The sequence below is a fragment of the Alteribacillus bidgolensis genome, assembly GCF_002886255.1.
Classification (GTDB): domain Bacteria; phylum Bacillota; class Bacilli; order Bacillales; family Marinococcaceae; genus Alteribacillus; species Alteribacillus bidgolensis.
The window spans coordinates 1,396,609-1,410,790 of record NZ_KZ614149.1 but is presented as its reverse complement, the minus strand read 5'-3'; the positions used below and the strand labels follow the sequence as shown (position 1 = coordinate 1,410,790).

Genomic DNA, 14,182 nt, shown 5'->3' with positions numbered 1-14,182 from the left:
GAAAGTAGCTTTTTTAAAAAGCAAAAACAAAACAGAATGAAAAAATTCAGTAAGAGTGGTCAATCTACAGTTGATGTATGATTTTTAAACTATATTAATAACTTTATAACGTCAATCATGTATAAGAGGGTATACAAAAGTAGGAGATGGATTGTGAAAATCCCATGGACATCCTGTTTTCAAACGCTCTCATAAAAAATGTAAACGTTATGAAAAATGCGCAAAATGAAACTATCCTACTATATTAATAACGAATACGATCGGTGATATATGGTTTTGAACTATGATGAAAGGGGAGGGGGTGTCAGCTTCCGTAAGCTAATTTCATATATCCTGACTTTTCAAAGGTAAATGTGAAAGTATATTGAAATGAAAAGAGAAAGTTGGAATCGGGATGCTGCAGAATGATGTCGAAAATGCATACCCATTGTTGCATATTTAAATTGCTAATTAAACCGAAAGATAGTTTATCAATACAGGCTTCCACTTGAAGATATAAGCAGTTGGAAAGCAGCTGACCTGATCATCCTTTATGCCTGCTTACAAAATGTCGTTAAAATATGTAAAAGATCATAATTTTATAGATTTTTATTAACAAAAAATTAATGTTTCGTTATATTGACCGATAATAATCTTTTATCGGGTGGAAAGTACGATGAAAAACAACACAATGATTAAGGAAGTTTTTTTACTTAGAAGTATCGCCTGCTTAAGTATCGTTTTATTGCATGCTATCGAAATAGGGATAGAATCTATTAAATATGAGATCGGATCGTTTACTTATCTAGTTTTTGACTCCATCCATGTATTTCTTTACTATGGCACCCCTATGTTTATATTTATTTCGGAGCTGCTTATCGCTTATTCTTATCGAAAGAAAAACATACCAAAAGATTTTCTTCGAAAGCGTTTTACATTTATTTTTATACCGTTTTTATGTATGGCTTTATTTTATTCGATACCTTATGCATCAACCTTTCAAGATTGGGTATTAAAATTTTTCTTAAATGCCTTTATTGGTGATTTTCATGGTTATTTTGTTTTAATTATTTTTCAATTTTACCTGCTTCATTTATTTTTTCATCATTATTTGCAAAGAGTAAAACCTAGAGTGATAATTACTATTTCGTTTCTGCTAAATGCTGGTTATTTAGCATTTTTTAATATGACGGAACCATACAATATCCTTTATTCCGAATACATTTGGGAGAGGTTTTATTGGATTCCGTTCTTTGGATGGATTTTCTACTTTTCCTTGGGATATTACTGCGGCCTTTATTATGAACGTTTTATTTCAGGCTTAAAAAAACACAAAGCCGCTGTCACCGCTTTACCGATTGTTTCAAGTACTTTCTTGTTGTATGTATATCATAGTGAATTAATTACTGTACATAGCTCAAAACGAATCGACATGATGCTTCATACAGCAGCTATTGGCTTTTTTATCCTTTATGTTACATCCTATATGAAAAAGATTCCAAATTTCCTCATTTTTATTAGTCAATATTCGTTTGGGATCTATTTGCTGCATTTCTTTTATCTATTATTATTTGATGCTATCTATAATATTTACCCTGGATTCCTTGGTATTTCTTACGTTTTTCTATTATTTTTCGGCAGCACGACGTGTTCCATTATTACGATATACCACCTGAATAATTGGAAATATGGAAAATATATTGTTGGCAAAATAGGTGCGGGGTATAAAAACAAAGCAAATACCTCCTATACCGTGGCATATAAGCAAAAGCCTCTTCAAAGTTAAAGCGTGATATTAGTAATAGTAGACAAGCGCTGCACTTTTTATTTGAGCAAGGAAACATATAGTATTCTTTACCTGTACATCACTGAATAGAGTGGTGTACTTTTTTAGTATTAGAGCTGCTAGGAAGAGAGATTCGATGATTGATATCGGTGAAATAACAATAAATATCATTTCTTTCAAGATGAAACGTATTGGTACGTATAGAAACCATTTGTACTCCTGTCATTGGCTCCTAAGGTTTAAAATTACTGTTCGAGCCTCTCTGACTCCCTTCTAATCAAATTAAAACATCCCTAGAAGACATATCCTCAATATGATTAATCTCAGAATCTACCAAAAGAACCCCAAGTGAAGTATAATAAGGAAAAAGAAGGAGTATATGAAAAAAATGGAAATAAATAATACAAAGCATCTAGCAGGTGATTTATTTGCAGCCTTTCTTGCAATACATATAAAGACAGCAACATCGGCAGATTTCCACTATGAAACTTCATTAAGATAAAGAGACTGTTGTTGTTGTTATAGCTTCTTTCTATACATCTAAAAATTAGTAACGAACATAAAGGAAAAAGAGAATTGTGAGAAGTAAATGGACCATGGCGGTTGGAAGCGTCCTATCGGCAGGTATAATTACAGCTTCAGCCGTTCAGGCAGAAACGAAGTTTGCATATATTGACAGGGAGTACTGGGCGCATAAATATGTTTGTAATAATCAAAATGGGGAAGAGGAAGAGAGTGTTACTTTTACGACAGAAACACCACTACACTACGAATCGAATGTTTTCTACAAAGACACTGAAGATTTTTTGCAAAAAAACCAGCAGTTTCTATCGATTTAGCAGCATTAGAAGTCTCCCAGTAGAAATATTGCTGCGATAGCTGGATTACGGAAGCACAGCTTATAGCTTGCTAGTGCTTCTGCCTTTTCATTCGGCTGGTTTAATCTTAAACGTGAATCCAACACATATAATTTAGCGAAATGGATGGGAGGATGCACTCATGAAAAAATTATATAGATCCACACAAGAAAAACAGTTGGCGGGAGTATTAGGAGGTGTAAGTGAGTTATACAATATAGATGTCAGTATACTTAGAATCATTATCGTTTTATCAGGTTTTTTTACAGGCGGGATCGTATGGCTGATCTATATTATTGCAGCGATGGTCATTCCAACTGACAAACAATTACACAGCTAATGATTCGAGGGTATGTTTCTCAAGTTCTATTAGAGTAATATTTCCCTTAAGACTAACTTTAGAATGGTAGAGAATGGGAGACAGAGTGAGATCATTTGGGTGTGTATTTGAAGAAGAAAAGTTATCACAGTTTGAAAGCCCCAGGAAATATAGTAATTCATTTTTTTAGTAGTCAAAAAAAAAGTAGAGCCCAAATTATACTATCGAATATTATTGGGGTTTTGTGCTTTCAATAAACGAACGACGATCCCCCCGATTTGTCTGCCTAATCTCAATCCTTCATCATTATCTACTTTAAAATGTACGCCAGCATACAAACGTGATAAAGCGCACTCTTCCATTGTTCTTCTTATTCCTGCTGCTTCTAGTGGAAAAAAATAAGTTAAAATGGCTTCTGCACATCCTGCAACAGTAGCATGTGCAGAAGGATAGGATGGAAAAAGAGGTGTAAGCAAAATAGGAGATAAATTTCTGCCATATTGATTTGGACGTGCCACATCCCACAGATATTTAAAGTACCATGACATCACAAAGGCATCATTAACACCAGCATGGAAATATCCAAATATTCTGGCAATATTTGGTGAACCAAGTCTATATTTTCTGGCTAAACTGAAAATCATAGGAATCATATTTTGAGTTGCTTCAGCATTCCCCCAGAATTGTGCAATTTGTATTTTTTGAGGTGTCAAGGACAAAATTGTTTGTTCTACAATAGATAATTCTGTTTCCCAATCCACTTTAATAGGATTTTTAATTTGCCAAATAATACGCAGCCTAAAGGGATCTAGGAATTCATTATTTTCTCGCCTGGAAACAAAAAACATTGGAAAGTACGCTGGTTCGGGATGAGCTTTAGGTGGGGTTTGTTCTCCTGGGTAAGGATATTCCGACCATCTTCTGTAAATTGTTCTCATTAATCCAGCCCCTTATATTTTTACTACTTATTTCTTTATGAGTAATAGTAATAAAATATAACAATATATAAGTAGGATGATGGGATAAGAACCGTAAGTGCAGGAGATATGATCGAGGAAATACATCATAAATTTAGTAATCTCGATCATAAAGGTTGAGGAATAAAAAGGAAGTAAGTCATGGAATTGTTCATTATTTGCTTCTGTACTTGAGCAGATGGTGATAATAAACTACGTTTGTAGTTGTTGTAAATGATGTTTTTCAAAAGTAAAAAGGATAGGTTAAGCAGATAAATGATTCTGACCGCCTATCCTTGTACTTATTCCCTTTATTAAGAGTACTTTTTATTAACGATAACGGAAAAGGTCGCCATACACGATTTTATCTGAATAGTATAGTTCATTATTCCCTTTATCCACTGCCTCATTACAGTGATCCATCGAAATCTCTTCTCCGTTTTCCCGATCATAGCAGGTGTCCGCTGTGTATATGACCTCTTCATCAATAACACTTCCATCACGGAAAACGACAAAGTCCTCCCGTTCCTCAGAAAATAAATCTCTTCCAAACATAGTGTAATCGTCTACTGAAATACCTAGCAAGTTCAAAATGGTCGGCATGACATCCACTTGACCTGAAACAACATCAAGTGTCTTTCCTTCCATGCCTGGAATATGGATGATAAGAGGTACTCTTTGCAGTTTCGCATTTTCATAAGCATCAATTTCTTTATTTAAAAACTCCCCCATGGCGTCATTGTGACTGTCTGCAATGCCGTAATGGTCACCATATATGACAAACATTGTATTTTCATACATATTATTATCTTTTAATTTCTCTATAAAATTGCCTATCGCTTCATCCGTATAACGAACCGTTGAGACGTAATTGTTTAAGACTTCACTTTCTGAATCCAATGGTTCAATAAAGCGGTCCTCTTCTTCTAATTCATATGGAAAGTGGTTGGTTAACGTTAAAAATGTTCCATAAAATGGTTCGTCTAATCCATGTAAGTGATCAATGGCCTGGTCAAAAAAGGCTTCATCTTTCATCCCCCAGCCAACTTCATCGTCTTCACTAATATCATAATACGATTTAGAGAAATATTTATCGTACCCTAACGTGTCATACATATCCTCACGATTATAAAATGATCGATCGTTTGCATGAAAGCTGGCTGTACTGTAACCGCGGGAGGATAGTATGTCTGGCAGACCTTCGATTTTATTGTCTGGGTGCTTTAAAAAGACGGCACCGCTGCCTGCAGGGTAAAGGGATGTATTAATTAAAAACTCTGCATCTGATGTTTTTCCTTGTCCTGTTTGATGATAGAAATTTTTAAAATAATAGCTTTCATCTATCAATTGATTTAAGTTCGGTGTCAATTCTTTGCCATCTACTGTATTACCGATTACAAAAGATTCGAAGGATTCTAGTGAAATGACCACTATATTCCTATCTTTTGCTGCCCCGAAATATTCTTTATTTGTCTCTACTTCATGGTTTTCAATATGTTTGTCGATCGGCTCCCAATCGTCTTCTTTTGCAAATGTACTGCTTGCCTGCGATTTCATGAACATAAAAGTGTCATAGATATAATAATTGTATAATCCTAAAGCGCTTACTAATCTTTGCCGGTCAAAAGAATGCCGCACATTTTCGATGGATGCCGTCTGCGAGAGAAAAGTACTGATGACCATAAAGACAGCAATAAAAACTGCAGCTCCACGCCATTGGCGAAATGCCAAGGTTTGAACGGGTAATTGAACCGATTTTCTATTTAAAAACCACAAAATAATCAATAGGTCCAAAAATAAGAAGATATCATACCATCGGATTAATTTAACAATGCTTGTGCTTAAATCACCCATATTTGCACTCATGGCAAGCATGGGAACAGTAATTAAATCTGAAAATTCGCGATAATGAACAGCATTAGAATAAAGGACAATAGATACTAACAGGCTGATGATGAAAAAGGTGACATGCTGCCATTTTTGATTAAAAAATAAGCCAAAACTAAACACTAAAAATAGAAAAATAATCGGATTAAGCATAAAAGTGAACCATTGAAACCATGTTGATGGCACAGTTTGAAATAAAACAAGGGTAACTAAAATTGTTTTCAAATATATTAGTAATATATACAACCACATTTGTCTATTAAACAAGGATTTCATCGTTTCCACCTCTCTTTTATTTTAACAAATCATATTTGGCATTACTAAAAAGTTAAATAATGAAGTAGTAAAAAGTAAGATATTATTTAAAGTTGTGGCATTTTTAGTTTTAATAGTGCGACTAAGCATTTTATAAGTATTTATAATCCTAACTTAAGTATTTATTTTCTAGAGAATGAAGTGTTAATTACTACTATATTAGTTTTAACATTCTAAAAATTCTAAATGTTTATTAGAAAATGAAATAAGGAGGTAGTATAGATTACTATATCAAAAGGGTGATCTGATTGCAGAGTTCATTGGAAGTTTTATTCTTATTTTCATTGGTGCCGGATGTGTTTCGTGCCTTGTCCTCAATGGCAGTGAATTTTGGGGTCAGCGTTAGAGGATGCAGTAGAGACTTATCAGTCATTACAAGTCCTGCAGATGCTTATAACTTGTAAATTTTTAACGAATAATAATATAGCCGTCACTCATCCCAATTGCTTGCGAGCTGAAATTTGTTGGGAGTAATGGCAGCAAACAAGTCGATTTTATCTCTATCATTGTTTGGCGTTCATATGCCGAATAAGGCTAATCAAGGATTTGAAGGAGTCGATTGGAATGAAATTCCTGACAAGTTTCTTCAATATATATACTTCACAAAAGTCAGCGAATAAATTAAAAAATTTGACAGGACTAAAAGCAAATACCTCTAATTTTTGCGTCCGTTTTTTCATTATTCCCAACAACATGGAGGGATTAGACAATTAACCCCTCAGAAGGAAAAGTCACATTAGAAAGCGATGATTTAGATGCTGGAGTATAAAAGGTTCTATCTTCTTATCCGAAGACGAGGAAGTAGAGGAAGTGGAAGATCCCTTACGATTACTATGGAGAAAAAGAAAATATTGAAAATGTAACGGTCCCAATCGGTATTTATCGATTTGGGACAATCGCTTTTGTTTAATTAGTGTATTGAACGAAATGAAATCAAGTTTCTTGGAAGAGGAAATCGATGATGATGTTTCATTTATACTTACTTCGGTGATAGGTGAACAATAAAGGGTAACTCCAAGATACATGTAAAATATACAGTTAAGGATGGATATTTCATCCATCCCCGACTTAATCTTTAGAAGTTATGCATCCTCGTAAGAACTAATAACTGACTTGGCCAACGCCACGACTTTATCAAGATCTGGTGGCGAGACAACCTAATGTTGTTTGCAAATCCCAAATGAACTCTATAGCTTCTTGTTTATCATTAAAACGTAACTCTCTGTTTAAAATATAAAACTTTGAAAATATGCCAGTACTAAATTTGTTCTAAGACGTATATAAGTAGGTAAGAGGAGCCATCGTTACTTGTATCCATAATGTTTGATAGATAATATCGTTGACTCTTTAAACGAGTGAACTTTCTACGATTTCTTTAACATGAACAGCATTTGAGGTTTTTCCCATTGCCCACATTAGCTTGGGTAGGAGAGCTTCCGTATTCATATCATTGGATAAAATAACCTTACTTTGGTCGATTATTCTCCCAACCTTATAAAGGGTTAAATCCGCACCTTCTTCCAGACATTGTGTTGTTATGGCCACAATCATTCCTTCATTTATTAATTTCTCAACTGTTTCAAAAAAATTTCTTTCTAAGAAAGGAAGGCCTCCGCTCCCAAACGTTTCAATAATTAACCCATTAAATTGACCTCTTATGCTCTCTAAAATTTCTGGTTTGGCTCCAGGAAATAATTTAAACAAATAAACATCTGAACATAACTCTGAGTCTAACCTAAACTCTCCCGTAACCTTGTTAGATACCCTTATGTTATAGAGTATTTCTTGCTCTTCAATATAAGCAATATATGGATAATTAACACTTTCAAAGGCATCGTAACTTTCCGTCCTCATCTTCACAGCTCTTGTGCCCTCAATTACACGCCCGCCAAAAACGACAAATACACCATGAGTACCTTCACTTGCAAACGTAACTGCATCCCCTAAATTTTTTATCCCATCTGTTTTTTTTGCATCAATCGGCTGGATAGAACCGGTTACAACAACAGTTTTCTGTAAGTTTTGTAACATGTATGATAGTGCTGCTGATGTATAGGATAAGGTGTCCGTTCCATGTGTTATTACAAAACCGTCATATTGGGAATAGTTCTCGTAAACAGCCTCTGCAATTTTGACCCAGTGTTCTGGTTGCATATTTGTACTGTCTATATTCAAGACCGTTTCCGTACTGATTTGAATCTTACTTTCATCTACTGACAAAAAACGGATCAATTCTTGTATTGGTATGCCAGGAATGAGTCCCTCATCAGTTTGCACACTACCAATTGTACCACCTGTTGACAATAAAAGAATTTTTTTCATAAGTGCATCACCTTTTTATTAAGAAGAGTCTGTCGGGAACTTTATTTAATTATAACTAGTTTACCACAACAAGGGTTTAAAGACTTTGGTCTGCAGCTCAATTAAGCTATACTATTTTTATGGGAGGGTTAATAGATGAAATTAACTAGACTTGCTAAACTCCGAAAAGAGAGAAAAGAATGGACGCTTCAAGAAACTGCAGATCAATTAGGAATTGCTAAAAGTACGTATGCAGGTTATGAGTCTGGCTACCGACAACCCTCTTTAGACTCGCTCATTAAACTAGCCGATATTATGGATACTTCCATTGATTACTTATTGAATCGTATTGATGACAGACGGTCTCCCATAGATAAAACGACTATTGAATTAAATGATCAACATTGGAATAGAAAATGGAATATACGTCTCGACAATGAGGACTTGTCTAATGATGAATTGAATGATTTTATTGCATTTGTTCGTGCTAAAAGAGAATTAAAAAAAGAGAATTAGTATAAGTCGGTCATTGACACGTACTACTTTCAATACGTACTTAAAACTCCTGGGCTAGTCATTCTATGTGTATCTAGTATTTTATTTAATTCCATTTCTGTTAATATCCCTTCATTCAAACATACACTTCGGATTGTTTGTCCTGAATGAAGGGCTTTTTTCGCAATTTCTGATGCTTTTTCGTAACCAATATAAGGATTTAATGCGGTAACCACACCAATGCTTTTCTCTACATTATCTTTTAATAGTGATTCATTTGCTTTAATACTATCAATGCAATAATCAGAAAACACACCAAAACCATTTTTCATGACCTTAATGGACTCAAGTAAATTAAAAACAAGGACAGGTTCCATCACATTTAATTGTAATTGTCCTGCCTCAGAGGCAAGGCCAATGGTATGATCATTACCTACAACTTGAAATGCTATTTGATTAATGACTTCTGCCATTACTGGATTAACCTTACCTGGCATTATAGATGAACCTGGCTGACGTGGGGGAAGGTTAATTTCATTCAAGCCAGTTCTAGGGCCAGAAGCCATTAACCGGATATCATTAGCAATCTTTGACATATTAAGCATACAAATTTTTAGGTTACCTGAAATTTCAGTATAAATATCCGTATTAGATGTAGCATCAACTAAGTTTTCAGCAGACGTTAATGGGTAACCGCTTATCCTAGATAGATTTTCTACTACTTTGCTTACGTATGCAGGATCGGCATTCAACCCTGTCCCTACGGCTGTTGCTCCCATATTGATTTCATACAACTTCTTATAAGAATGGGTGATCCGTTCAATATCTCTATGGATCATCCTGCAATAACTTTGAAACTCTTGTCCAAGTCTGATAGGTACAGCGTCTTGAATATGTGTTCGTCCTACTTTGATGACATGATCAAACTCTTTTGCTTTTTTATGAAAAATCTTTTCCATATGCTGCATAGAGACAAGAAGCAGTTCAATCTGTTCTATAACTGCAAGATGAATAGTGGTTGGAAACACATCATTTGTAGATTGAGACATATTTACATGGTTATTTGGACTAAGGTAAGAATATTCCCCTTTGTCCTTCCCTAAGATTTCTAACGCACGATTACAAATTACTTCATTCGCGTTCATATTTATGGAAGTACCCGCTCCTCCTTGAATCGGATCTACAATAAATTGATCGTGGTACTGCCCATAAATGATATCTGTTGCTGCATTTATGATAGCATTCCCTAAATGTGAGGAAAGGCGGCCAGTAGAGATATTAGCTTCAGCTGCAGCTTTTTTTACCATTGAAACCGAAGTAATTAATGATTCATGAATGCGATAGCTTGTAATAGGGAAATTTTCATAGGCTCTTAATGTTTGAATTCCATAATAAGCATCTTCTGGAATTTCTTTAATTCCTAAAAAATCTTTTTCAACTCGAACTGTTTTCATATGTAACACGGCATAACCTCCTGAGATTGTATGGGGCAGATAAGAAAAACCTTACAAATCTGTTATGTTTAAAATTGATATTCGATACTTTCTTTTACGATCTCCAGATTTATTTGATGAATAACTTCATGCATAGTCTTAAATTTCCCTAGAGCAATCATTAACTTCGGTACAAGCGCTTCTGTATTCATATCGTTTGAGATTACTACTTTATCTTTGTCTATCTTTCGGCCTACTTCATATAGATCTATATCAATTCCTTCTTCAAGACATTGAGTAGTTAGGACAACAACCACCCCCAACCTTATTAACTCTCTGATTTCGTCAGCTAAATTCACTTCATAGAAAGGTATTCCGCCACTCCCAAAACATTCTATAATGACCCCTTTGTAATGATCAGCGATAAACTGAAAAATTTCTTTATTGATTCCCGGATAAAGTTTAAGTACAAATACATCAGGACATAAATTGGTTTCCAATACAGGTTTCTGATCACCTTTTGGTTCATCAGGCCTAGTATAATAAGTAATAACAGAATTCTCTATATAAGCCACATAAGGATAATTAATACTTTCAAAAGCATGATTGCTTCGCGTTCTCAACTTTACTGCTCTTGTTCCTTTGATTACTCGGCTGTTAAAAACAATATAAACCCCTGCCATTCCCTCAGAAGCATAATGAACAGTATCTATAAGATTTTTTTCTCCATCAGAATTCATTAATGAGAGCGGAATTTGAGATCCCGTCAGAACGACAGGCTTGCCCAAGTGTATTAACATCGAATGTAGGGCAGCTGCGGTATAGGCCATTGTATCTGTACCATGGGTAATGACAAAACCATCATACTTATCGTAATTGTTGTGGATAATTGTAGCGATTTCAATCCAATGATTTGGATAAATGTTTGTACTATCAAGGTTTAAGCATACTTTGGAATCCACCTCACAATTAAATCGACTCGCGAATTTACTCGCCATATCTTCAGGGCTGATTCCAGGGGTAAGTCCCTTATCACTCTTAACCGACGCTATTGTTCCTCCTGTACCAATAAGAAGTATTTTTTTCATCGTTTGCACCTCTTCGTTTTAAATAGTTGTGTTGGATTTTTTAGCTGCCTATTACTTCCTGATCTGATTCTGCATCCTTCTCATAGGAGCTCGTGTACCAAATGAATTTACCGGTATATCCGTAAATAATGACTAAAGCTATAGAAATAAAACTCATCCACATGAACGGAAGATAGGATAAAGTGGAAACTCCCAAGACTCCTGCCATAAAGATTCCATTATCTGACCATGGCACCATTCCTGATGTCATCGTCCCTCCTACTTCCGTATTGCGCGACAAAACTCTTCGATCAATATGCATTCTGTCATAGCTGGTCTCCATAAGTTTAGGCGTTAAAATTAACGATACGTACATTGCACATCCAAAAACATTGGAGAACAGACCAATAAAAACCGTAGAAGTCGATAAACTACCTGCATTGTTAATTTTATTTACGAAAGTTTTCATGATCACAGTTAGAACCCCAATTTTCTCAAGCAAACCTCCTATGCCAAGGCCAAGAATAATGACTATAATGGAACCTAGCATCCCGCTTATACCGCCTCTATTTAGTAAAGTATCAATGAATTTTGAACCTGATTCTATACTGAAACCATTATAGGCTGTTTCAAGCGCATTAACGAAAGAAAGATCTTGAAATAATGCAGCCCAAACGACGCCTACTAACGCTCCTAATGAAATAGTGGGAATCGAAGGTTTTTTCATAACTAATAGTCCTATTACAATCAGTGCGGGTATTAGCATAAGGGGACTAATATTAAATGTATGGTTTAAAGCAGTCATGATTGATTGAACTCTATCTAAATCTAAATTTCCGCTGCTATAACTGAATCCAGTAATTGTGAAGAGTAAGGCTGTTATGGTAAATGCTGGAACATCTAAATACAACATGGATTTCACATGGGAGATGACATTTACCTTTGACATTGAAGCGGCAAGAACAGTACTGTCTGAAAGCGGTGACAATTTATCTCCAAAATAAGCACCAGATAATACAGCACCTGCTACTAGAGGAAGAGGTAAACCGAGACCTTCACCGATCCCCATCATCGCAATTCCAGCTGTTCCTACTGTCCCCCAAGAAGTTCCGGTGGCGAGTGAAGTCAAGGCACAAATAATTAAGGTTGCCAATAAGAAGATGGACGGGTGAATGAGATCCAATCCATAATATATAATCGTTGGGACAACACCCCCAGCAATCCATGTACCAATGAGTGCTCCGACAGCCATTAAAATAATTACAGCTTCCAGGCCATTAGAAATCCCTTTAATAATTGAGCTTTGCAAAGATTCATAGTTAAAACCCAGTCTCAAACCAAGCAATATTACAACAAACCAGGCAACAAACAACGCAAGTTGAATAGGTAGTTTAAAAATTGCGATAAATGAAAAAACAATAGCTAAAAATGCAAGCAACACGACACCAACTTCAAAAATCGACGGTAATCTTTCATTACTCAATTAAATCCCTCCAAATTATTAGTATGTCCAAGAATATAAAAGTACGCTTAATGAGAACAATGATATCACAAAACATCAAATTTACAAAATTATTATTCGAATTGAGAACATATCTTTTAAAGATGCGACTAAAAATATAAGTGGCAATTCATCTTGATGAAATCATTTGAGAAATTAGGTGAAAATGTAAATTCACAGAGGGAATGAAGTTAAACATGACAAAACAGTGGATAGATATGGTTCTGTTTTAATACTCGGTGAAACCGGTTCCGGAAAAGAGGTAGTTGCCCAGTAACTCTATCAATGGCTTTGTATCGAGGATTTCCATGGAAAAAAGTTATTTCGTATATTTGTGCGCAAGTTGCTGGAACATTTACAGATGCTGCCTTTGTTTTTGGATTATATTATCCAGCCTTTGTGTCCTATCAAGAATCTACCGTTATAGTAATTGGGAGAGAAAATAGTCAAGCGATGGCTGGTATCTTTTCATTTAACATACATGCTTGGGAATATTTTACGGTACAGTTTACGAAACATCGACCAGCTCGTGCCTTTGCAAGAAGAAATTGAACATGTCCAAAACTATTTATTTATACAACAAACACGATATAGAAACAAATTACATTTTGAAATGGATATCAGTGAAAACGTGAAACCAATAAATATACCTATCTTGTTCATGGTTTTGAACCAGTTGGAAAGCCAATTAATATTTTCCTAGAAGCATATATAGCAGAAGAAAAAAATTATCATCGACATTCTTGATGATGGTTAGGAATGCAAGGTGGGAAAACGTTAGAGTATTCACACTTTCCTCCGGCAAAACAAAAGGGCATACAACAGGAATTGGATTACGAAACGTAGATAAACGTATAAAATATTATTTTGAAGAAGAATGGGGGGGCCAGCGAAACGACGGCATTCGCCGAGTAAACATAAGTACACCGCAGTAACTATATGACTTGGAATTTTAGGCGAAAAGACAAGATGTAAAAATTTTGTAAAAAAAGAATGGATTTTCCTTTCACTCCAGAAGTATATTATCTAGAACATGAAGTTGAAAAATTAAGAGGAGAGTGGGGAAAAGTAGAAATTAGCTGAAGCAAACAGCAGTAATATTGATTAACTAGAATGAGTGCAGTGAATGGGGAAATGGAAAGAGTTTAGGCTTACCTTTTGATTATTGAAAACGGCTGAAACGAATGAAATGCTAAAGAATAGCATGCTAAGATTCTCCCTCTGAAACTAGTCATCAGTGTTGTCCCTTAACATAGCAGAGTATATTCAATAATTATGAGTCCGCA

General features: G+C 35.1%; 16 protein-coding genes. 9 read left to right on the top strand and 7 right to left on the bottom strand.

What is annotated here, in order from left to right; translation table 11 throughout:
- Positions 1-655 precede the first annotated feature (655 nt).
- Positions 656-1,765, top strand: coding sequence for an acyltransferase family protein (locus tag CEF16_RS07145; protein WP_091582295.1), 1,110 nt, complete (start codon positions 656-658; stop codon positions 1,763-1,765).
- A gap of 79 nt (positions 1,766-1,844) precedes the next feature.
- Here CEF16_RS07145 and CEF16_RS23630 read toward each other — a convergent pair whose 3' ends face one another.
- Entirely contained in the window at positions 1,845-1,991 is a 147-nt protein-coding gene (locus CEF16_RS23630; RefSeq protein WP_170031682.1) for a hypothetical protein, read from the bottom strand.
- A gap of 153 nt (positions 1,992-2,144) precedes the next feature.
- On the opposite strand from CEF16_RS23630, the gene CEF16_RS24795 reads away from it, so the two are divergent.
- The 3 genes from CEF16_RS24795 to CEF16_RS07135 all read left to right on the top strand — a co-directional run bounded on the left by CEF16_RS24795 (position 2,145) and on the right by CEF16_RS07135 (position 2,962).
- Positions 2,145-2,267, top strand: coding sequence for a hypothetical protein (locus CEF16_RS24795; protein ID WP_281259155.1), 123 nt, complete (start codon positions 2,145-2,147; stop codon positions 2,265-2,267).
- Positions 2,268-2,343: 76 nt separating this feature from the next.
- Positions 2,344-2,604, top strand: a complete 261-nt coding sequence (locus tag CEF16_RS07140; protein ID WP_091582298.1) for a hypothetical protein — start codon at positions 2,344-2,346, stop codon at positions 2,602-2,604.
- A 160-nt stretch (positions 2,605-2,764) separates the two neighbouring features.
- A complete protein-coding gene (locus CEF16_RS07135) occupies positions 2,765-2,962 on the top strand; it encodes a PspC domain-containing protein (RefSeq protein ID WP_091582300.1) in 198 nt (65 codons plus the stop codon).
- Positions 2,963-3,162: 200 nt separating this feature from the next.
- On the opposite strand, the gene CEF16_RS07130 is transcribed toward CEF16_RS07135, so the two are convergent.
- Together CEF16_RS07130 and CEF16_RS07125 are read right to left on the bottom strand one after the other, a co-directional pair.
- Complete coding sequence (locus CEF16_RS07130) at positions 3,163-3,879, bottom strand: vanadium-dependent haloperoxidase (RefSeq protein ID WP_091582303.1); 717 nt, start codon at positions 3,877-3,879, stop codon at positions 3,163-3,165.
- 348 nt (positions 3,880-4,227) lie between these two features.
- Entirely contained in the window at positions 4,228-6,060 is a 1,833-nt protein-coding gene (locus tag CEF16_RS07125) for an LTA synthase family protein (protein WP_091582306.1), read from the bottom strand.
- Between the two features lie 512 nt (positions 6,061-6,572).
- Here CEF16_RS07125 and CEF16_RS23625 point away from each other — a divergent pair.
- Entirely contained in the window at positions 6,573-6,719 is a 147-nt protein-coding gene (locus tag CEF16_RS23625; protein ID WP_170031680.1) for a hypothetical protein, read from the top strand.
- A 727-nt stretch (positions 6,720-7,446) separates the two neighbouring features.
- Here the strand turns inward: CEF16_RS23625 and CEF16_RS07120 are convergent.
- Positions 7,447-8,421 (bottom strand): asparaginase, encoded by a 975-nt coding sequence (locus CEF16_RS07120; RefSeq protein ID WP_091582309.1) that lies wholly within the window; start codon positions 8,419-8,421, stop codon positions 7,447-7,449.
- 135 nt (positions 8,422-8,556) lie between these two features.
- Here CEF16_RS07120 and CEF16_RS07115 point away from each other — a divergent pair, with 135 nt between their 5' ends.
- Positions 8,557-8,916 carry a helix-turn-helix domain-containing protein gene (locus CEF16_RS07115; protein WP_091582311.1) on the top strand — a complete coding sequence of 120 codons (360 nt, stop codon included), beginning with the start codon at positions 8,557-8,559 and terminating at the stop codon, positions 8,914-8,916.
- Between the two features lie 29 nt (positions 8,917-8,945).
- On the opposite strand, the gene aspA is transcribed toward CEF16_RS07115, so the two are convergent.
- Genes aspA through nhaC form a run of 3 tightly spaced genes read right to left on the bottom strand, consistent with a single transcriptional unit; the run spans position 8,946 to position 12,878 of the window.
- On the bottom strand, positions 8,946-10,358 hold the full coding sequence (gene aspA / locus CEF16_RS07110) for an aspartate ammonia-lyase (RefSeq protein WP_091582314.1): 1,413 nt from the start codon (positions 10,356-10,358) through the stop codon (positions 8,946-8,948).
- 59 nt (positions 10,359-10,417) lie between these two features.
- Complete coding sequence (locus tag CEF16_RS07105) at positions 10,418-11,416, bottom strand: asparaginase (RefSeq protein ID WP_091582317.1); 999 nt, start codon at positions 11,414-11,416, stop codon at positions 10,418-10,420.
- A 40-nt stretch (positions 11,417-11,456) separates the two neighbouring features.
- Positions 11,457-12,878, bottom strand: a complete 1,422-nt coding sequence (nhaC, locus tag CEF16_RS07100) for a Na+/H+ antiporter NhaC (protein WP_091582319.1) — start codon at positions 12,876-12,878, stop codon at positions 11,457-11,459.
- 226 nt (positions 12,879-13,104) lie between these two features.
- Here nhaC and CEF16_RS25255 point away from each other — a divergent pair, with 226 nt between their 5' ends.
- The 3 genes from CEF16_RS25255 to CEF16_RS25250 are packed head-to-tail and all read left to right on the top strand — an operon-like array spanning position 13,105 to position 13,599.
- Positions 13,105-13,173, top strand: coding sequence for a sigma 54-interacting transcriptional regulator (locus tag CEF16_RS25255; RefSeq protein ID WP_425428017.1), 69 nt, complete (start codon positions 13,105-13,107; stop codon positions 13,171-13,173).
- An 8-nt stretch (positions 13,174-13,181) separates the two neighbouring features.
- Complete coding sequence (locus CEF16_RS07095) at positions 13,182-13,448, top strand: MIP/aquaporin family protein (protein ID WP_091582322.1); 267 nt, start codon at positions 13,182-13,184, stop codon at positions 13,446-13,448.
- Positions 13,378-13,599 carry a sensor histidine kinase gene (locus tag CEF16_RS25250; protein ID WP_091582326.1) on the top strand — a complete coding sequence of 74 codons (222 nt, stop codon included), beginning with the start codon at positions 13,378-13,380 and terminating at the stop codon, positions 13,597-13,599. Before CEF16_RS07095 ends, CEF16_RS25250 begins: the two co-directional genes overlap by 71 nt.
- Positions 13,600-14,182: the final 583 nt, after the last annotated feature.